This is a genomic window from Comamonas brasiliensis, assembly GCF_018292285.1.
Taxonomy (GTDB): domain Bacteria; phylum Pseudomonadota; class Gammaproteobacteria; order Burkholderiales; family Burkholderiaceae_C; genus Comamonas; species Comamonas brasiliensis.
In genome coordinates, this window is the sequence record NZ_JAANES010000005.1 from 325768 (window position 1) to 344613 (window position 18846).

The 18846-nt window shown below is 62.6% G+C and carries 20 protein-coding genes; 8 read left to right on the forward strand and 12 right to left on the reverse strand.

Going from position 1 to position 18846, the window contains the following annotated elements:
• The first annotated feature begins 9 nt into the window (after positions 1-9).
• The 3 genes from ssuC (at position 10) to DJFAAGMI_RS20610 (ending at position 2984) form a co-directional block, all read left to right on the forward strand.
• Entirely contained in the window at positions 10-852 is an 843-nt protein-coding gene (ssuC, locus tag DJFAAGMI_RS20600; protein WP_211458753.1) for an aliphatic sulfonate ABC transporter permease SsuC, read from the forward strand.
• Between the two features lie 143 nt (positions 853-995).
• Positions 996-1982 (forward strand): ATP-binding cassette domain-containing protein, encoded by a 987-nt coding sequence (locus tag DJFAAGMI_RS20605; protein ID WP_211458754.1) that lies wholly within the window; start codon positions 996-998, stop codon positions 1980-1982.
• 69 nt (positions 1983-2051) lie between these two features.
• Complete coding sequence (locus DJFAAGMI_RS20610) at positions 2052-2984, forward strand: CysB family HTH-type transcriptional regulator (RefSeq protein WP_003053515.1); 933 nt, start codon at positions 2052-2054, stop codon at positions 2982-2984.
• Positions 2985-3152: 168 nt separating this feature from the next.
• Here the strand turns inward: DJFAAGMI_RS20610 and DJFAAGMI_RS20615 are convergent, their stop codons facing one another.
• On the reverse strand, positions 3153-3416 hold the full coding sequence (locus tag DJFAAGMI_RS20615) for a hypothetical protein (protein ID WP_211458755.1): 264 nt from the start codon (positions 3414-3416) through the stop codon (positions 3153-3155).
• A gap of 31 nt (positions 3417-3447) precedes the next feature.
• On the opposite strand from DJFAAGMI_RS20615, the gene DJFAAGMI_RS20620 reads away from it, so the two are divergent.
• A complete protein-coding gene (locus DJFAAGMI_RS20620; RefSeq protein ID WP_003053517.1) occupies positions 3448-3663 on the forward strand; it encodes a TOBE domain-containing protein in 216 nt (71 codons plus the stop codon).
• 96 nt (positions 3664-3759) lie between these two features.
• Here DJFAAGMI_RS20620 and putA read toward each other — a convergent pair whose 3' ends face one another.
• Positions 3760-7593, reverse strand: a complete 3834-nt coding sequence (gene putA, locus DJFAAGMI_RS20625) for a trifunctional transcriptional regulator/proline dehydrogenase/L-glutamate gamma-semialdehyde dehydrogenase (protein WP_211458756.1) — start codon at positions 7591-7593, stop codon at positions 3760-3762.
• A gap of 115 nt (positions 7594-7708) precedes the next feature.
• On the opposite strand from putA, the gene DJFAAGMI_RS20630 reads away from it, so the two are divergent.
• Positions 7709-8185, forward strand: a complete 477-nt coding sequence (locus DJFAAGMI_RS20630) for an Lrp/AsnC ligand binding domain-containing protein (RefSeq protein WP_211458757.1) — start codon at positions 7709-7711, stop codon at positions 8183-8185.
• Between the two features lie 198 nt (positions 8186-8383).
• A complete protein-coding gene (locus DJFAAGMI_RS20635; protein ID WP_211458759.1) occupies positions 8384-9928 on the forward strand; it encodes a methyl-accepting chemotaxis protein in 1545 nt (514 codons plus the stop codon).
• Positions 9929-10018: 90 nt separating this feature from the next.
• On the opposite strand, the gene DJFAAGMI_RS20640 is transcribed toward DJFAAGMI_RS20635, so the two are convergent.
• From DJFAAGMI_RS20640 to DJFAAGMI_RS20655, 4 genes are read right to left on the reverse strand one after another with little or no spacing between them, the layout of a single operon-like run.
• Positions 10019-10495: a DUF2269 family protein gene (locus tag DJFAAGMI_RS20640; protein ID WP_211458761.1), complete on the reverse strand. Its 477-nt coding sequence runs from the start codon at positions 10493-10495 to the stop codon at positions 10019-10021.
• On the reverse strand, positions 10492-10923 hold the full coding sequence (locus DJFAAGMI_RS20645) for a DoxX-like family protein (protein ID WP_211458764.1): 432 nt from the start codon (positions 10921-10923) through the stop codon (positions 10492-10494). Before DJFAAGMI_RS20645 ends, DJFAAGMI_RS20640 begins: the two co-directional genes overlap by 4 nt.
• Positions 10916-11800 carry an NAD-dependent epimerase/dehydratase family protein gene (locus tag DJFAAGMI_RS20650; RefSeq protein WP_211458766.1) on the reverse strand — a complete coding sequence of 295 codons (885 nt, stop codon included), beginning with the start codon at positions 11798-11800 and terminating at the stop codon, positions 10916-10918. Before DJFAAGMI_RS20650 ends, DJFAAGMI_RS20645 begins: the two co-directional genes overlap by 8 nt.
• A 47-nt stretch (positions 11801-11847) precedes the next feature.
• Complete coding sequence (locus DJFAAGMI_RS20655) at positions 11848-12399, reverse strand: GbsR/MarR family transcriptional regulator (RefSeq protein WP_003053524.1); 552 nt, start codon at positions 12397-12399, stop codon at positions 11848-11850.
• Between the two features lie 232 nt (positions 12400-12631).
• On the opposite strand from DJFAAGMI_RS20655, the gene DJFAAGMI_RS20660 reads away from it, so the two are divergent.
• Both DJFAAGMI_RS20660 and rlmD read left to right on the forward strand, forming a co-directional pair.
• On the forward strand, positions 12632-12943 hold the full coding sequence (locus DJFAAGMI_RS20660; RefSeq protein WP_003053526.1) for a hypothetical protein: 312 nt from the start codon (positions 12632-12634) through the stop codon (positions 12941-12943).
• Between the two features lie 163 nt (positions 12944-13106).
• Positions 13107-14606: a 23S rRNA (uracil(1939)-C(5))-methyltransferase RlmD gene (gene rlmD / locus DJFAAGMI_RS20665; protein ID WP_211458768.1), complete on the forward strand. Its 1500-nt coding sequence runs from the start codon at positions 13107-13109 to the stop codon at positions 14604-14606.
• Between the two features lie 37 nt (positions 14607-14643).
• On the opposite strand, the gene DJFAAGMI_RS20670 is transcribed toward rlmD, so the two are convergent.
• The 6 genes from DJFAAGMI_RS20670 to DJFAAGMI_RS20695 form a co-directional block, all read right to left on the reverse strand.
• Positions 14644-15561, reverse strand: coding sequence for a ZIP family metal transporter (locus tag DJFAAGMI_RS20670; protein WP_211458769.1), 918 nt, complete (start codon positions 15559-15561; stop codon positions 14644-14646).
• 3 nt (positions 15562-15564) lie between these two features.
• A complete protein-coding gene (locus DJFAAGMI_RS20675) occupies positions 15565-16200 on the reverse strand; it encodes a superoxide dismutase (protein WP_003053531.1) in 636 nt (211 codons plus the stop codon).
• Positions 16201-16232: 32 nt separating this feature from the next.
• Positions 16233-16748: a hypothetical protein gene (locus DJFAAGMI_RS20680; RefSeq protein ID WP_211458771.1), complete on the reverse strand. Its 516-nt coding sequence runs from the start codon at positions 16746-16748 to the stop codon at positions 16233-16235.
• Positions 16745-17254: a DUF2325 domain-containing protein gene (locus DJFAAGMI_RS20685; protein ID WP_211458772.1), complete on the reverse strand. Its 510-nt coding sequence runs from the start codon at positions 17252-17254 to the stop codon at positions 16745-16747. Before DJFAAGMI_RS20685 ends, DJFAAGMI_RS20680 begins: the two co-directional genes overlap by 4 nt.
• A gap of 314 nt (positions 17255-17568) precedes the next feature.
• The gene (locus tag DJFAAGMI_RS20690; protein ID WP_211458773.1) at positions 17569-17922 is read right to left on the reverse strand and encodes a hypothetical protein; all 354 of its coding nucleotides are present in this window, start codon (positions 17920-17922) and stop codon (positions 17569-17571) included.
• Between the two features lie 147 nt (positions 17923-18069).
• Positions 18070-18762 carry a Bax inhibitor-1/YccA family protein gene (locus DJFAAGMI_RS20695; protein WP_003053535.1) on the reverse strand — a complete coding sequence of 231 codons (693 nt, stop codon included), beginning with the start codon at positions 18760-18762 and terminating at the stop codon, positions 18070-18072.
• Positions 18763-18846 lie beyond the last annotated feature (84 nt).

Genomic DNA, 18846 nt, shown 5'->3' on the forward strand with positions numbered 1-18846 from the left:
GGAGAGAGCATGAGTGATGTTCAAACGCTGACGTTGCAGGCTGCGGTTCAGCCTGCACGCCCGCCGGTGCCGCGCCTGGAGCTGCTGGCACGTCAGTTCGCCTTGCGGCTGTTGCCCTGGCTGCTGCCGGTCGCGCTGATCGCGGTCTGGCAAGCTGCATCGGCCTGGGGCTGGCTGTCCACGCGGGTGCTGCCCGCACCGCTGGATGTGCTGCGTGCGGCCTGGACACTGGCCGAGTCTGGCGAGCTCTGGACGCATGTCAAGGTCAGCGCCGGGCGCGCGCTGGCAGGGCTGGCCATAGGCGGCAGCCTGGGCCTGCTGCTGGGCCTGCTCACGGGTTCGCTGCGCTGGGCCGAGACGCTGCTTGATTCCACGATCCAGATGGTGCGCAACATCCCTGCGCTGGCGCTGATTCCGCTGGTCATTCTGTGGTTCGGCATCGATGAGTCTGCCAAGCTGTTCTTGATCAGCATTTCGGTGTTCTTCCCCATCTACCTCAACACCTTCCACGGCATCCGCAATGTCGACCCGGGTCTGATCGAGATGGGGCGCAGCTACGGCCTCACGCGCTGGCAACTGTACCGCGACATCGTGTTGCCGGGGGCTCTGTCCTCCATCCTCGTGGGCCTGCGCTTTTCGCTGGGACTGATGTGGGTGATTCTGATCGTGGCCGAGACGATTTCGGCGCAGGCCGGCATCGGCTACCTGACCATGAATGCACGCGAATTTCTGCAGACCGATGTGGTGCTGGTGGGCATTCTGCTCTACGCGATTCTGGGCAAGCTGGCCGATGTGTTTGCCCGTTCGCTGGAGCGCTGGTGGCTGCGCTGGCATCCGGGGTATCAGGGGTGACTCCCCCTGAGCCGCTGCGCGGCTTCCCCCTCTCTCTTCGGGAGGGGGACGACATCCTCGCTGCGAGACGGCTCTTGCTGGATGTCTCTGGCCTGTGTAGTGCGCTTTTTGGGGCTTGGTGGAAAGATTGAGAGGAGCTTGCGATGAGTAGTTTGTGGAGTCGTTTGGCCCAGTCGCTGGTGGGTGCAGGTGCGCTGAATGCGCGTCAGCCGCTGGTGGCCTGGGAGGCCTCCTGGGACGAGGCCGAGGCCTTGCAGGCGAGTGGAAAGCTGTGGCAGCGGACCAAGGATGAGGAAGAAGATCGGCAGGGCAGCAGCAAGCAGCCGGATGTGCAGCAGAAAGCGGCCCAGGGTGTGCATTTGCAGACGCTGCAGCTGACCAAGCGCTATGGTGAGCGTGAAGTGCTCAAGCAGGTGCAACTCGATGTCCGGCCCGGCGAGTTCATCGCCATCGTGGGGCGCAGCGGCTGCGGAAAATCCACCTTGCTGCGCCTTGTCGCGGGGCTGGAGAAAGCCAGTTCCGGTCAGTTGCTGATCGATGGGGGCGAGGGCCAGCAGAACGGCGATACGCGCATCATGTTTCAGGATGCGCGTCTGCTGCCCTGGAAGCGGGTGCTGGACAACGTGATTCTGGGTCTGCCCGATTCAGCGCGCGAGCAGGGCCGCAAGGTGCTGGCGCAGGTGGGGTTGGCCGACCGTGAAAACGAATGGCCGGCAAGGCTGTCGGGCGGTCAGCGCCAGCGTGTGGCCCTGGCGCGGGCCCTGGTGCACCAGCCACGGCTGCTGTTGCTCGATGAGCCGCTGGGTGCTCTCGATGCACTCACGCGCATTGAAATGCACCGCCTCATCGAAGGTCTGTGGCGCAGCCATGGCTTCACGGCCTTGCTGGTCACTCACGATGTACAGGAGGCCGTGGCTCTGGCCGATCGCGTGGTACTGATCGAGGACGGGCGCATTGCGCTTGACGAGCGCATCGACTTGCCACGTCCGCGTGTGCATGGAGATGCCCGCTTTGCCGCGCTGGAGACACGCATTCTGGACCGTGTGCTGCAAAAGCCCGAACCAGAGCAGGACCCCGGATTGCAGGGCTGGCCTGGCGTGCCGGCTACGGGCCTGCGCTGGGCGATTTGAGCATCCAACGAAAACACAGAGAAACAGGCGGCGGGCGCAGCCGCAAGCTGTGCCGCCTGCCATCAAGATATGAATTTTCAGCAACTGCGTTCGGTCCGGGAAACGGCAAGGCGTGGCTTCAATCTGACCGAAGTGGCGGCCATGCTCCACACCTCGCAGCCTGGTGTGAGCCGGCAGATTCGTGAGCTCGAGGAGGAGTTGGGCATCGATATATTCGTGCGCGCCGGAAAGCGTCTGACGGGGCTGACGCCTCCCGGCACGGCCTTGCTGCCCATTGTCGAACGCATGCTGCTCGAGGCCGACAATCTGCGCCGCGCGGGCGAGGACTTCCATGCCAGCGAGCGCGGAGGCCTGTCGATTGCCGCCACGCACTCTCAGGCACGCTATGCCTTGCCCCAGGTGGTGCGTGATTTCCGCAGGCTCTACCCCCAGGTTTCGCTGCATCTGCATCAGGGCTCGCCGCGCCAAGTGGCCGAGATGCTGCTTTCGGGCGAGGCCGATATCGGCGTCGCCACCGAGGCGCTGGGCAGTTACGAGAATCTGGTGACCCTGCCTTGCTATCGCTGGTCCCACAGTGTGGTCGTGCCGCCCGGCCATGCACTGCTAGATGCCTCCGGACCGCTGACGCTGGAGGATCTGGCACGCCACCCCATCATCACTTACGAACAGGGCTACACCGGACGCGCCCATATCGACAAGGCGTTTGCTGCCGCTGCACTGGTGCCCGAAGTGGTGCTGACTGCCATGGATGCTGACGTGATCAAGACCTATGCGGAGCTAGGCATGGGCGTGGGCATCATCGCCTCCATCGCTTTCGATGCCGAGCGTGACCGCCATTTGCGCGCCATCGATGCGCGCCACCTGTTCGAAGTCAATCTCACACGGCTGGCCCTGCGCCGCGATGCCTGGCTGCGCGGCTATGCCTATGCTTTTATCGAGAGCTTTGTGCCCACGCTGAAGCCCGAGGTTGTGCGCGCTGCACTGCAGTCAGCCGAAGGCTGAAGTCCGAGGTGCATTCCATCGGCAAAGGCCCGAGCGCTGGCTGTCACAGCGCTGCGGGCTGCTCGGCCTGGATCGCCCCCCAAGCCTGCCGCTCCCGGCCCTGAGGGACTTGGCAAGGGCTGAACATGCTTGCACATCCTCGGGTCTGTCGCGGGTGCCTGGCGCGGCTCAGCCATGCGCGTGGTCCTGGACTGCGGTGGAACCGGACCATGCCAGTGGCCCCAGCGGGGCCTGATGCTGTTTCAGGCCCCGCCTCTTTGCTGCAGTCAAATCCTGGTGAAGGTCTTCTTGCCCGCTGCGATTGAGCAGACTCGTGAGCAGTTGATCTGCATAAGATGTTTTCGGTATAAAAATTTTTGTTTTTATTCTTTTGAGTTTTGTGGAGAAGGTTTCAGAATTGTTTTCATGCAGTGCAGCAAACACTGTTTTCATAACCTTTCACGAGTTCTCAGGAGAATTTTGCATGTCCATTCAAGCCATCAACGTGCGCAATCAGTTCAAGGGCAAGGTCAAGGAAATCATCCGCGGTGACGTGGTTTCGGAAGTGGATGTGGAGACGCCCTGGGGCATCGTCACTTCCGTGATCACCACGCGCTCGGTCAACGATCTGGGTCTGGCCGTGGGCTCCGAGGTCGTGGCCCTGGTCAAGTCCACCGAGGTGTCCATCGCCAAGCTGTAATCCTCAAACCTTTTTTTCGCACAACCCCCGGCGCAGCTGTCTGCGCCGGGGGTTCTCTTTTGGGCGGGCAATGCGCTGTCGCGCAGTGCCCAGGCCTCATTCCAGGGTCATCAAGGCGGCGTTGCCGCCGGCGGCTGCCGTGTTGTGTGACAGCGCACGCTCGTGCCAGAGCCGCTCCAGCCGCACGGGCTGGCCTGCTTGGCAGCGCGTGGGCAGAACCAGCGGGCCGGGTCGTCCTGCCAATGCCTGCGACCATTGCAGAAAGTCTGCGTCGTCGCATTCCAGCAGCGCAGCGTCCATGGTCTCGGTCTGCGCAATTTCCTTGATGCTCAGCTTGTCAGGCAATAGCCGTACATGACGGCGTAGTGCCTCGGGCAGCTTGTGGTGCACTGCAGTGCCGAGCGGGCTGGCCGGCCACAGGGTTTGCGAGCCGCAGGCCAGTGCGGCGGCCAGTTGCAGCAGCAGCATGGTTCTGTCCTGCGCCAGGCACAGGGTGCGCGGCTTGCCAAGCAGTTGGTAGAGATTGCGCTCGCCGGTGGGGCCTGGCAGCAGGCGTGCGGCATGTAGATCGGGCAGGGCCGATTGCAGGCCTTCGCAATGACTGCTGATGATGGCCTCACCATGCTGCCTGGCCCAATGACCCAGCTGCTGCAAGGCGGCCGCGGCAGCGGAGATGACGGGTGCGGCAGTGAGCTGAGCCTCGCCGCACTGATGCAGCAGCAGGCTCAGCAGCCGTAGCGGCGAGCCGGGTGCCTGCTGCAGGCGCGGCAGATACAGCGGACCGCCGGCCTTGGGGCCGGTGCCCGACAGCCCTTCGCCGCCAAAGGGCTGAACACCGACCACGGCCCCCACCATATTGCGATTCACATACAGATTGCCTACATGTGCCGCCTGGGCGACCTGCTGCACGGTCTCGTCAATGCGTGTGTGCAAGCCCATGGTCAGGCCATAGCCCAGGGCGTTGATGTGCTTCAGCAGCTGCGGCAGCTCACGCCTTTGATAGCGCAGCACGTGGAGTACGGGGCCGAAGACTTCGCGCTCGAGCGGCTGCAGATCGGGTAGCTCGATCAGCGTGGGCGCCACAAAATGCCCTTGTGCGGCAGTTTCCGGGCTCAGGGGCGATTGATGGATGCGCAGGCCCAGAGCTCCCAGCCTGGCGATATGGCGCTCTATGGCAGCCTTGGCATCGGCATCGATCACGGGGCCCACATCGGTGGCCAGCTCGGCCGGGTCGCCGCAATGGAGCTCCTGCATGGCGCCGCGCAGCATGGGCAGCAGCCGGTCAGCGCAGTCGCTTTGCACGCACAGCAGGCGCAGAGCCGAGCAGCGCTGGCCGGCGCTGTCAAAGGCGGATGCAGCAATGTCCTGCACGGCTTGCTCAACCAGTGCGGATGAGTCCACCAGCATGGCGTTCTGGCCGCCGGTTTCGGCCACCAGCACCACGGGCTGGCCGTCGGGCCGCAGCCTGGCGGCGGTCTGCATATTCAGCAGGCGGGCAACCTCGGTGGAGCCCGTGAACAGCACGCCTGCCACACGCGCATCGGCCACCAGCGCTGCACCCACGGTTTCGCCCCGGCCGGGCAGCAGTTGCAGCACACCAGGCCCGATGCCGGCCTGATGCAGCAGGCGCACGGCTTCCTGGGCGATCAGCGGGGTCTGCTCGGCGGGCTTGGCAAGTACTGCGTTGCCGGCTGCCAGAGCGGCGGCGACCTGTCCGGTGAAGATCGCCAGCGGAAAATTCCAGGGGCTGATGCAGACTACCGGACCAATGCCGGGGGCGAGCAGATCCGCAGCGGCCTGTCGCCGAATCTGGGCCGCGTAATAGCGCAGAAAGTCGGCGGCCTCGCGCACCTCGGCCACGGCATTGGCGGCGGTCTTGCCAGCTTCGCGCATCAGCAGGGTCATCAGCGGCAGCATCCGGGTCTCGAAGCTGTCGGCGGCGCTCTCCAGCAGGCAGGCACGTTGTTCGGCCGGGCTCGCCTCCCATGAGGGCTGGGCCTGCACGGCTGTCTGCAGTGCCTGTTGAATCTGCTCGGGCGTGGCATCGCTGACATGGCCCAGCAGTTCCTGATGATTGGCCGGGTTGGTGATGGCGGTACCGATGGCGTCGCCGGCATGGCCGTCCTGGGGGCGGAGTGCCGGCCGGGTTTGTACAAGCGCTTGAGACAAGGCGCCCAGTACACCGTCATCGCTCAGATCCAGGCTTGCCGAGTTGATGCGCTGTGCACCCAGCAGGCCGCGGGGCAGCCCTATGCGAGGGTGAGGCAAGCCTAAGTCTTGCGCCGCATCCTGCATATCGACCGTAGCCTGAGCATCGAACTGGCTTTCCGCCAGCACCTGATCTGCGGGGGCTGCTATCAGGTCGGAGATGGGCCAGTCGGGGTTGGCAATACGGTGCACGAACGAGCTGTTGGCGCCGTTTTCCAGCAAGCGGCGCACCAGATAGGCCAGCAGTGTCTCGTGCGTGCCCACAGGTGCATAGATGCGGCAGGGGCGGCGCGCGGCCTTGTCCTCGGCTTCGACCACATGGCGGTAGAGAGGCTCGCCCATGCCATGCAGACATTGAAATTCATAGCTGCCTACGCTGTAGGGAAGGGCGCTGGCGAGTGATTCGATGCTTGCTACCGTCTGAGCATTGTGGGTGGCGAACTGCGGGTAAATGGCATCGGGCGCGGCCAGCAGCTTGCGCGCGCAGGCGATGTAAGCCACATCGGTGTGGTGTTTACGGGTGTAGACCGGATAGTCGCGCAGGCCGTCGATTTGGGCGCGCTTGATCTCGCTGTCCCAGTAAGCGCCCTTGACCAGGCGCACCATCAGGCGGCGTTCGCTGCGCCGGGCCAGATCGACCAGATAGTCGATCACATAGGGGCAGCGTTTCTGATAGGCCTGAATCACAAAGCCCAGGCCGTTCCAGCCCGCCAGGCTGGGGGCATGGGCCAGCTGCTCCAGCAGGTCCAGCGACAGCTCCAGCCGATCGGCTTCTTCGGCGTCGATATTGAGACCTATGCCGTAGCTGCGCGCCAGCTCGCACAGCTGCAGCACGCGCGGCAGCAACTCGCTCATCACACGCTGCCACTGGGCGCGGCTGTAGCGTGGATGCAGGGCGCTGAGCTTGATGGAAATACCCGGTCCTTCATAGAGACCCATGCCGCCAGCGGCCTTGCCAATGGCATGAATCGCATCCACATAGGATTGCAGATAGCGCTGCGCGTCCTGGGCGGTAAGAGCCGCCTCCCCCAGCATGTCGTAGGAATAGCGAAAGCCTCTGGCCTGCAACTCTCGCGCGCGCTCCAGAGCCTGGGCAATGGTCTCGCCCATCACAAACTGCTCGCCCATCAGGCGCATGGCCATATCCACGGCCTTGCGCACCAGCGGCTCACCCCCTCTGGCCGTGACACGCTTGAGCGCCGCGAGCAGGCCCGGCTCGCTATGCGTATCGACCAGCTTGCCGGTGACTACCAGCCCCCAGGCAGCGGCATTGACAAAGAGTGAAGGGCTTTTGCCCAGATGCGCCTGCCAGTCGCCGCCGCGCAGCTTGTCGCGGATCAGTGCGTCGCGCGTGGCGGCGTCCGGTATGCGCAGCAAGGCCTCGGCAAGGCACATCAGTGCCACGCCTTCCTGCGAGGACAGAGAGAACTCCTGCAGCAAGCCTTGCACCAGCCCCTGGCGCCCAGCGCTGGCGGGTTGGGCGCGCAGCTGCTCGACCAGCTTTTGCGCATGGGCTGCGACCTGGGCAGCCTGTCCTGGGGGCAGGGTGGCGGCCGGCAGCAGCCGTGCCACGGCATCGGTCTCGGCCATGCGGGTGGCGGCGGTAATGGCCTGGCGCAGTGTGTCGGCAGGGCGTTTGCTGCTTGGCAGTGCAGTGAAGGTCGGCATGTCGGTGCAGGTGTCTAAGAGCCTGGACGCGAGCGGGTGCGCGGCCTTCACCATGTCCACAGCTGCATTGCAAGCGGCGCGGACGCGGCTGTCTACATAGGGAAAATCATTGCTGGTTTGCTGAAGAATGAATCACTATATTGAGTGAATTAAAGAGAGGAATTCACCAATGAATGACGCTTCAGAAGTGGATATAGACAGGATTGACCGAAAAATACTGGCAATTTTGCAAACTGATGGGCGTATCTCAAATCTGCGCCTGGCCGAACAGGTGGCGCTTTCGCCCACTGCCGTACAGGCTCGCGTGGCCCGGCTCACGCGCGACGCCTACATCCTGGGCTACGAGGCGCGTCTGAATCCGCAGAAACTGGGTGTGGGCATGACGGTGTTTGTCGAGGTGCTGCTGGATCGCACCACTCCCCACGTGTTTGAGGAGTTCAAGGCCGCCGTGCTGGCCTATCCCGCCATCATGGAATGCCATATGGTGGCCGGCGGCTTTGACTATCTGCTCAAGACCCGCATGGCCGATATGGCCGCCTACCGCGACTTTGCGGGCCGGGTGCTGTGGCAGCTTCCGGGCGTGCGCGAGACCAGAACCTACGCGGTGATGGAGGAGATCAAGGACGATGCGCGGCTGCCTTTGTAGGAAAAAAGCGCGTTTGAATGAGGGGGTCAGGGCTCTGTATCTGCGTTGACGCGGGCTAGCAACAACTGCTTTTTTCAGGAATGGATGGGGCGCAAAAAACATGTAAATAATTGATACACACAGAGGTGATTGTTGCAGCGCAGGCTGCGGCACAAGGCTGTGCAGTCTTTCTCGATCAATGACCAAAAAGCGGCATCTATGCGAGTCAATGCACCAGTGACACAGCGTGAGTACAGCTTTGATGAGAATGCCACTCTGATGTCCACCACGGACACGGAGAGCTACATCAAATATGCCAATCAGGCATTCATGGAGGTCAGTGGTTTCGAGCCGCAAGAGGTTCTTGGCCAGACGCACAATCTGGTGCGCCACCCGGACATGCCTGCTGCCGCTTTTGCCGATATGTGGGCCACGCTCAAGAGCGGCGAGCCCTGGAGTGCACTGGTCAAGAATCGGCGCAAGAACGGGGACCACTACTGGGTTCGCGCGAATGCCATTCCCATCATCCGCAATGACCGGGCCAAGGGCTATATGTCCGTGCGGACACAGCCCGAGCGCAAAGAGGTGGAAGCGGCGCAAAAGCTGTATGAAACCATGCACGACAAGGGCGCTGCCGCCCCCGAGCTGCACAAGGGCATCGTCTCCCAGAAAGGGCTGGGAAAAGTGCTTTCGATCTGGCGCCATATGGGGGTGCGCCGGCGCATTCGGCTGAACTTGCTGGCCTTGTGGGGCGCCCTGGTGCTCGGCGCCTGGCTGCTGGGCCAAAGCCAGATGCAGTTTCTGTCGATGGCGGCCTTCATGACGGTCGCCCTGATGGTCATGACGCTATTGCTGGAGAGCCAGTTCGCCACGCCGCTGGAGCTGCTCAAGCGTCAGTCTCTGAACGTGGCAACCGGCAACAACCGGCAGACGGAATATCTGCAGCGCACGGATGAAATCGGCACCACGCTGCGTACGGTCAACCAGATCGGTCTCATGTTTCGCTGGCTGGTGGACGATGTGAATCAGCAGGCACTCAATGTCCAGCAGGCCTGCAATGAAATCGAGCAAGGCAACAGCTATCTGCACGGGCAGACGGAGCAGCTGGCGGTGAATGTGGCGCAGACCTCGGCATCCATGGAGCAGATCACGGCCCGGGTTCAGTCCAGCGCCGATACGGCGCAAAAAGCCGGTGTGCTTGCCAGCGAAGCCAGTGCAGCGGCCCTGCGCGGGGGGCAGTCCATGGATCAGATCGTCGCCACCATGGACTCCATTACCGCCAACTCTCGCCGTATCGCCGACATCGTCGGAGTGATTGACAGCATTGCGTTTCAAACCAATTTGCTGGCCCTGAATGCGGCCGTGGAGGCAGCCCGTGCGGGCGAGCACGGCAGGGGCTTTGCGGTGGTTGCTGGCGAGGTAAGGGCACTGGCTCAGCGCAGCGCCGATGCCGCCAAGGAGATCAAGGCGCTCATTCAGGCCAGCACTGCCAATATCGAGGCTGGCTCTCTCGTCGTGACCGATGCAGGGCGCAACATCGGCGATATCGTTTCCCAGGCCCGCAGCGTGGCGGACTTCATTGCCGAGATCAGCAAGGCCACGCGCGAGCAGAGCGAGGAGATCACCCAGGTTGGCAAGTCGGTGGCGGACATGGACTATCTGACGCAACAGAACGCACAGCTGGTGACTCAGGGCGCGCAGGCCTCCAGCAGCATGCAATGGCAGGTGAAAAATCTCGTGGAAGCGATTGGCGTGTTCCGGTAGCAGGCGAATTCAGGGCAGTCCGATGGCCGCGATGGGCTGTGGGCTGCCCTGCTTGGGACAGATGCGGGCGATCTGCCCGCGACAAGTACCTCAGCCCCAGAGCACTGGCTTGTTCACCATCAAATAATAGGTACCGGCCATGGCCACAAAGGCGGGGTAGCCCAGGGCCTCCCAGCGCAGCTGATACTGCCGGAAAAGCGGCGGCAGGGCCTGGCTCTGGCTATGCGCCTGATTTGCCATCGCTGCCATGCGGATCTGCAGCCAGACCACGGGCAGCCAGCAAATGCCGGCCAGCGCATAGAGGCCCAGCGAAAGCGCAAGCCAGGGCGTGGTGAGTGGCCAGCCTGCGAGATAGGCCATGGCAATGCCCGTGATCGGTTGAAGAAAGACGCAGGGGGTGGTGAACCACCAGTCGGCCCGCACCACCAGGCGGCTGACCACGGCCTGGGCTGCGACCGAACCGCTGCGGTTGGCAAAGAACATATAGAAGGCCGAGCCCAGGCCGGTGCCGACCAGCAGCACGCTGGAGAGGATGTGCAGCGTCTTGAGCAGCAGATAGGTATTCATGATTCAAGCCTGTGGGAAGAGTTGTGTGCCTGCAGCAAAAACCACAACATAGCAGCGATGGGCAGGTTCTTGAGCAGCGGCCCGAGCGGATGCAGCCACAGCGCGGGTTGAAGAGCCGTGCCGATCACGGTCATGGCAGCCATCAGCAACAGGGCTGTCAGATAGCTGGCTCGCCCCGGGCGCAGCAGCAAGGCCAGGCCCAGAGCCAAATCTGCCAGCAGGCCGGACCAGATCAGCAGTGCCTGCCAGCGTGCATCGAGGATGCCACCGTCGGCCAGCAGGCGTGCACCTTCGTGCTTGAGTCCCGAGAGTCCGAAATAGTCCAGTGCACTGACGAGGGCCGTACCCAGCCAGACGACGACCAGGCTGGCGTGCATGTATCTGGCCGCCTGTTCGCTTGCGTGGTTTCCGTTCTGCAGATCAGGCATGACGGCGGCCCTCTCTCGGCACGGTACCCAGCATGGCACCCGGCGCGACAGGCGCACGCCCCAGCAACGTGGCCAGGGTCCGGGGATCGGTGATGTTGTCGTTTTCCAGCAAGGCCATGGTTTCACTGCACCAGGGCAGGTTGGGAATCTGGTCGCCGACTCTGGCGCTGCCCTTGCTCATCCAGTCGGGCAGGGCATATACCGATGCCGGGCCATAACCCATCTGGCTGCGCAGGCTAGCGATGAAGGCCTCTGTCGAAAGCGGCTCGGGGCCGCCGATTTCGACCATGCCTTCGGGAGCGTCGGATGTCGCCATATGCGCGAGCACATCGGCCAGATCACGCACGGCCACGGGCTGTATCTGGCTGCTTCGCATGAGCTCGGGCAGCAGCAACAGGGGCAGCCTGGCCAGATTCATGAACAGCTGGCTGCTGGCGCCCCCCGCACCGAAGATGATGCTGGGGCGCACGACGACGGGATTGAGCAGGCACTGCCTGCCCAGCGCCAGCAGATGTTCGTCGGCCGCGCGCTTGGTGCTCGCGTACTGGGTGCCGCCCTGACCGGCCCCCAGTGCCGAGACCTGAACCACGCGGCGCACGCCAGCCTGGGCACAGGCATCGAACAGCGCCATGGGAGCCAGAGAGTGCAGGGTCTGCAGATCCTGGCCGGGCTTGTCGCGCAGGGCGCCTACGGCATTGATGACGGCGTCGATGCCATGCAAATGCTCAAGCCATGCCTCGGCCGTCGTGCAGACGCCGAAATCCAGAGGCGGCTGGCTGTGGCGGCTGCGCACCACGGGGTCGTGATCCAGCAGGGCCAGGGCATTCACGATATGTCGGCCCAGAAAACCGGTGCCGCCGCAGATCAGAACTCGCATACGCTACTCCTTTTCAGTTTTCTGCCTTGACAGAATTCAGCTCGGTTTCAGTCGTTGTCCTTGCCCTGGCCGCCATCCCTGCCGCGGACAAAGCGCTGGACGCTGGCACCCAGGCGCAGGATCTTGTCCAGCGTGGCAGGGGACAGGCGCAGCATTTCGTCGGTCCAGATGCCCAGCGAATCCATGAGGCGCAAGGTCTCGTGCACGCGGTCCTGGGTATCGGCTGTCTCTTGCTCGAATTCGGGCCTGGCGATCAGCTCACGCAGCAGCGCGCTGGTGGGATCGAACTCGCGCTGCTTGCGCTCTCGCACAATGGTGCGCAACAACTCCCAGACATCGGCCGAAGTCTCGAAATACTCACGCCGGTCGCCGCTCCTGCGGCTGGTGCGAATCAGGTTCCAGTTCAGCAGCTCCTTGAGGCTGTTGCTGACGTTGGAGCGGGCCGCGCCCAGGGTTTCGCAGATTTCATCGGCATTGAGGGGGCGGCCATGAAAGAACAGCAGTGCATGAATTTGCGCCACCGTGCGGTTCACGCCCCAGGCGTTCCCCATGTCTCCCCAGTGGTGCACAAAGCGTTCAGCGATAGGACTCAGTTGCATGAGATGCAGTGTGGTCCTGCTTGAAATTTCTGTCAATACAGAAATTTGTATTTTTGAGCAGCCGCTATTCTGCTTCTGGCAATGCCCATGTGATCAGCCCACTCCGGCGGGGAGGATTGAAAACGAATTTTCTTTGGCTGAAGAAAATTCGAGCAGATTCGCTCGCTGTGTCCGTACTCGTAAAATAGCCGCATTACAGGGGCATGGAGCCCCGTCAGGGAAGGGAGAGTTCATGACCGCTGCATCCGCCTTGCGTGCCGCCTTGATTTTGTCGGCCTGCGCCTTGGCCCAGGCCGCGTCGGCTGCCTGCTATTTTGTCTATGCGCCCAATAACGAGTTGATCTATCGCTCCAATGTGGCGCCGGTCGATCTCTCTCTGCCCCTGCACCAGACGGTGTCGCAGCTCTCCCCCGGAGCGCGCATGTTTTTCTCGCTCGACGAGTACAACTGCGCCACCGAGGTCAATCTGATTGCCGAGCGTGCCCAGATTGCCGCGGCGCGCAACAACCGCGAGCGTCGCCTGCGCGAAGAGCAGCGCTTCTGATTGCATAGCTTTCAGCGCTTGACCAACAAGCGTTTGAGGCACTTTTGATGCTTTCTATTCGACTCTCGGCAGATGCAGGGGCCAGGGCGTCATCCCGCAGCCCGTGCAGTTTTTTGCCGTGGTCTGCCCTCGGGTATGGGGTGGCCTGAGACAATCGGCCACCATGAGTGAATCCCGCGACAACAAAATTCCCGAGAACCTGCCCGAAGTCCCATCTGATGCCCCGGCGTTGCCCGAGGGCTGGCTGGAAGTGCTGTCCATGGACATGGATGCCCAGGGTGTAGCCCGCAAGCCCGATGGCAAGGTCGTCTTCATCGACGGCGCCCTGACCGGTGAAATCGTCAGCGCCAACACCCATCGCAAGAAGAACAACTGGGAAGCAGCCACGCTGACCGAAATCCATCGCGAATCCTCGCAGCGCGTGACGCCTGGCTGCCCTAATTTCGGCCTGCACGCCGGTGCCTGCGGCGGCTGCAAGATGCAGCATCTGCATGTGGCGGCCCAGGTAGCGATCAAGCAGCGTGTGCTGGAGGACAACCTCTGGCATCTGGCCAAGGTCAAGCCCGAGACGCTGCTGCGCCCCATCGAAGGGCCGGCCTGGGGCTATCGCTTCCGCTCGCGCCTGTCGGTGCGCTATGTGGCCAAGAAGGGCAAGGTGCTGGTGGGCTTTCACGAGCGCAAGAGCCGCTACATCGCCGACATGGAGGTCTGCAAGATTTTGCCGCCCCATGTGGATGCCATGCTCATGCCCATGCGCGCTCTGATCGCCAGCATGGATGCCCGCGAAACCTGCCCGCAGATCGAAGTGGCTTGCGGTGACCATGTCACCGCCCTGGTGCTGCGCCATCTGGAACCTCTGTCGGACGCCGACAAGCAGCGCCTGCGCGACTTCGCTGCCGCGCAGAACGTGCAATGGTGGCTGCAGCCCAAGGGTCCGGATACCGTGCACCTGATGGAAGAAGGCGGCACACAGCTGTCCTATGGTCTGCCGGACTTCGGCATCACCATGCCTTTCAAGCCTACCGACTTCACCCAGGTCAATCCGCATATCAACCGCGTGCTGGTCACGCGCTCGCTGCGCCTGCTCGATGCGAAAAAGGATGAGCGCGTCATCGACTGGTTCTGCGGCCTGGGCAATTTCACGCTGCCGATCGCCACCATGGCGCGCGAGGTGCTGGGCATCGAAGGCTCGGAAACCCTGGTCAAGCGTTCGCACGAAAACTACGCTGGCAACAATGCCACGCGCAGCGAAGACGACAAGCTGGCTCCCACCAGCTTCGTGGCGCGAAATCTGTTCGAGATGACGCCTGCCATGCTGATTGCCGACGGCAACTCCGATAAATGGCTGGTTGATCCCCCGCGTGAAGGTGCGTTTGCCCTGTCCAAGGCACTGGCCGATATCCATCAGATTCGCATCGGCGCCAAGCAGACCGGTGTGGCCTCCGAAGAGCAGCCTGATTTGCTACCGCCGCTGCCCGAGGGTCAGGAAAACTGGCAGTTCCCCAAGCGCATTGTCTATGTGAGCTGCAACCCGGCCACGCTGGCGCGCGATGCGGGCTTGCTGGTGTATCAGGCGGGCTATCGCTGCGTGGCAGCGGGTGTGGTGAATATGTTCCCGCATACGGCGCATGTGGAGTCCATGGCCGTTTTCGAGCGCGTATAAGAGCGCAAGCGCATGAACTGCGCCGGCATGGCGCAGTTCAGCCGCCCAGGGTGGTGTCCAGAATCATCATCAAGACAAAGCCCAGCATGAGCCCTGTGGTGGCCCAGGCTTCATGGCCTTTGCGATGCGATTCGGGAATGATTTCGTGGCTGATGACAAACAGCATGGCACCAGCGGCGAAGCCAAGACCCCAGGGCAGCAGCATGGTGGAGCTGCTGACCACGATGGCGCCTATCACGGCGCCCAGGGGCTCGATCAACCCTGTCAGAGCCCCCAGCACCACTGCAAAACCACGGGTATAGCCGGCCGCCAGCAAAGAGGCAGCGACGACAAAACCCTCGGGCACATCCTGTATGGCAATGCCCAGTGTCAGCGAGCTGGCACGCAGCCCCTCGTTGGCGGCATAACCCACGCCTATGGCCAGACCCTCCGGAAGATTGTGCAGGGTGATGGCAATGACAAACAGCCAGGTGCGCCGCAACTGCTTGGCATCGGCGCCTTCACGGCCTTTGATGAAGTGCTCGTGCGGCAGCAGGCGATCCATGACCAGCAGGGCTGCACCTCCGAGCAAGATGGCTGCGCCGATCAAGCCACCGCTCAGCCATTCGCTACTGGCGGGCGAGGTCGCTGCCTTGGCGGCTTCCAGTCCTGGGAGGATTAGTGAAAAGGCGCAGGCAGCCAGCATCACGCCTGCGCCAAAGCCAAACAGCGTGTCCTGTGTGCGCTCGGACGGATGTTGGGTCAGCAGCACCGGCAAAGCGCCCAGCGCAGTCGCCAGCGCCGCCACGCTGCCGCCCAGCAGTGCATTCAGTGCTGCGGGATTGGTCTGCAGCTGCTTCCAGACCATGGATGCCAGCACCAGAGCACCGGCCGCAGAGATCAGCAGCCCGAGCCTGGTCCTGAGCGGCAGGGGCGTCTGGCTGGAGGAGGCGGTCTGCAGTCCGTCCGGGCCCATGGTTCAGCTCCTGACAGCCTGGGTGGCGGCAGCGAAGCGGCGCGCCACTTCATTCCAGTCCACCACGTTGTAGAAGGCGGCGATGTATTCGGGGCGGCGGTTCTGGTACTTCAGGTAATAGGCATGCTCCCAGACGTCCAGGCCCAGAATCGGCGTGTTGCCGCTGCCAATGCCAAGCATCAAAGGGTTGTCCTGGTTGGCGCTGCTTTCCACATGCAGCTTGCCGCTGCGGTCCACGCTGAGCCAGGCCCAGCCGCTGCCAAAGCGGCTGATGGCAGCCTTGGTGAATTCGGTCTTGAAGTTCTCGAAGCCGCCAAGGTCCTTGTCAATGGCTGCTGCAAGAGCGTTCTGCGGCAGACCTCCTCCGCCCGGAGACATGACTTGCCAGAACAGGCTGTGATTGGCATGGCCGCCGCCGTTGTTGCGCACCGCTTGACGCAGCGTTTGCGGCAGTGATTCGACCTTGGCGAGCAGATCGTCCAGCGACCATTGCGCGTACTCGCTGCCTTCGAGTGCCGCATTGAGGTTGTTGACATAGGTCTGATGGTGCCTGGAGTAGTGGATCTCCATGGTTTGCGCATCGATATGCGGCTCCAGTGCTGCGTAGTCGTAGGCCAGTGGGGGCAGGGTATAGCTCATGAGTGAATGCCTTGGCAGTGAGAGAGAGGGGGTCAGTGCAGCGATGAATGCACGGACTCGAAGCTGGCAAGGCGGGACTGCCTGTCGCTGGCGGGGTGAGTGAGAGGGGCAGCGGATGTCGAGGCGCAGACGCCCGCGGCGGCATGAGGGTCTGCTGCACCGTGCTCGGCCCGTGCGGCCAGCAACTGGGGCAGATGACGGTATATCGCGAGACTCAGGGAAGGGCTGGCGCAGCCCTGCTGCAGCAGTGACATCAGGGTCTGCTGCGCCTCATGCAGGCATTCGGAGGACGAACCCGGCTGGCCTGCGGCGGCAAGGGCATCCGCCAGATTCAGGTGGGCCACGACAAAGGCCGCAACGCGGTCATCGTCGGCAATGTCCCCAGGTTCCGCGCCGAGTAGTTGCAGACCCAGCTGCTGCGCATGGCGATAGTGCTTTTGTGCCGAGAGATGGCGATGCTCCAGCGTTGCCGCCAGCGCCGTGCGGGTGTGCCGCTTCCATGCGGACAGCAAATCGGCAGCCGAGGCGTTTGTCGTGCGGACTCTCATGAGGCACCCTCGATGCAGGCTTGGGCTGCCACGACTTTTCCGTCCTCTCCCGATGGATGAATGCGCACCACCCGCAAGGCGTTCGGCTGGTCCACCAGCAGGCAGGTCTTGCCGGTGCGCTTGCAGTGATCCTTCACGCGCCAGTAGGCACCATCGCTGATGCAGCCCGTCTGGCAGATCACCAGATCGGCAGCGTGCAGGCTGTCCTCCAGCAACTGCTGCTCGGCCAGGGCCTGGCTGTCGGCAGCCTCGACCACAGGCCAGTCAATGCCGGCCGCCGTGGCTGCCTGCGATGCTGGGGGTACTTGAGGGGGGGCTTGCACCAGATTCAGTGCCATGGCCTGTGCCAGCGCGTGGCGCTGCTCACGCTCCCAGGCCAGAGCGCTGTCGCGGACAATGACTTTGGCCCTGAGGTGCACCAGCTGCCGCTTGAGCGCCTCCACTTCGCGTGCCAGCGATTGCATCTGTGCCGTGCAGCGGGTCTGCACTTCCATATAGGTCAGCATGAGGGCCTCATGCTCAAGGCGTAGTTGGTTGAAGTCATCATCTGGCACGGCAGTCTTGTCCCCATGGTTGAGAGCACAACAGAACTCGTCGCTGGGATGCGCGTATGTGCAGCTAAGAATGGAATCAATAATTCATGAATATAAATGAGAATTGTTTGTATTCAATACACTCAAAGAAAATATGACATCCGGGAATGCGTGGACAGGCGGTTGCCGGACATAAAAAAAGCCGTAGCAGTGTTGCTACGGCCTGTGCCGGTCGATGTTCAGTGACAGGGCCAGGAGCTCATGCTCCGGGCCTGCCATCAGCGATTTCAGCTGCGGTTACGGCTGCTGCCGTTGTCTGGCTCTGCGGTGCCGCGTTTCTCGGCGGCACTCTGCCCCAGCACGGAAGGCACGCCTTCGATCTTGTTGGAGCGCATGTATTCATCCATGTCCTTCCAGCCCGCAAACACCAGCGCCTTGGGTGCCTTGGGGTTGAGGACGTAGCAGTCTTCCAGTCCGCGCATGGCGTGCCGACAGGCGCCGCCAATGGCCTTGGCTTCGGATTCGCGCGCCACGGTGCGTGGATCAGGGCCCAGGCCCGGAATATCTTCGATCTTGCAGCCTGCCAGCACCAGAGGCAGCAGGGCAATGGCAAGTGCGCGGGGAAGGTGGTTTGGCTTCATCTTGTTTGCTTATCGGCAGTGGCAGCCGGTAATTTAGGCCATGTAGGAAATTTCCATTGCGGCGATGGCCGTGCCCGACATCAGCAGATTACTGCAAACAAAAAGGAGTGCGCAAGGCACTCCTTCTTGATTGAGCAGCAGCGAGGCTTAGTCGCGGTCGCCGCCCATGATGCCGAGCAGGGCCAGCAGGCTCTGGAACACGTTGAACAGGTCCAGGTACAGGGCCAGGGTGGCGCTGATGTAGTTGGTCTCTCCGCCGTCGATGATCTGCTTGAGGTCATACAGCATGTAGGCGGAGAAGATGCCGATGGCCAGCATGGAGATGGCCATCATGCCTGCCGTGGAGCCCACGAAGACGTTGATGATGGCGCCCACCATCAGCACCAGAGCGCCAACGAACAGGAACTTGCCCATGCCCGACAGGTCGCGCTTGATCACGGTGGCCAGCATGGCCATCACGAAGAACACGCCAGCGGTGCCAGCAAATGCCGTCATGATCAGCTGGGTGCCGTTGGAGAAGCCCAGGATCATGCCGATCAGGCGCGAGAGCATCAGGCCCATGAAGAAGGTGAAGGCCAGCAGCACGGGCACGCCGGCGGCGCTGTGCTTGGTCTTCTCGATCGCGAACATGAAGCCGAAGGCTCCGACCATGAACACGATCAGGCCCACGCCGCCCGTCAGCGCGCGAGTCATGCCAGTGGCTACGCCCAGCCAAGCGCCCAGCACGGTGGGGATCAGGCTGAGTGCCAGCAGCCAGTAGGTATTGCGCAAGACACGGTTGCGCTCTTGCTGCGAGACACCGTAGCCCGCAGAGCCCAGTGTGGTGACTTGTTCGTTCATGTAGCCATTCCTCCTTCAGGAATTGTGGGTTGAAACATTGTCATTCTAGGTGGGGGTCTTGAGAAGCCTTTGCAATACCCCGTT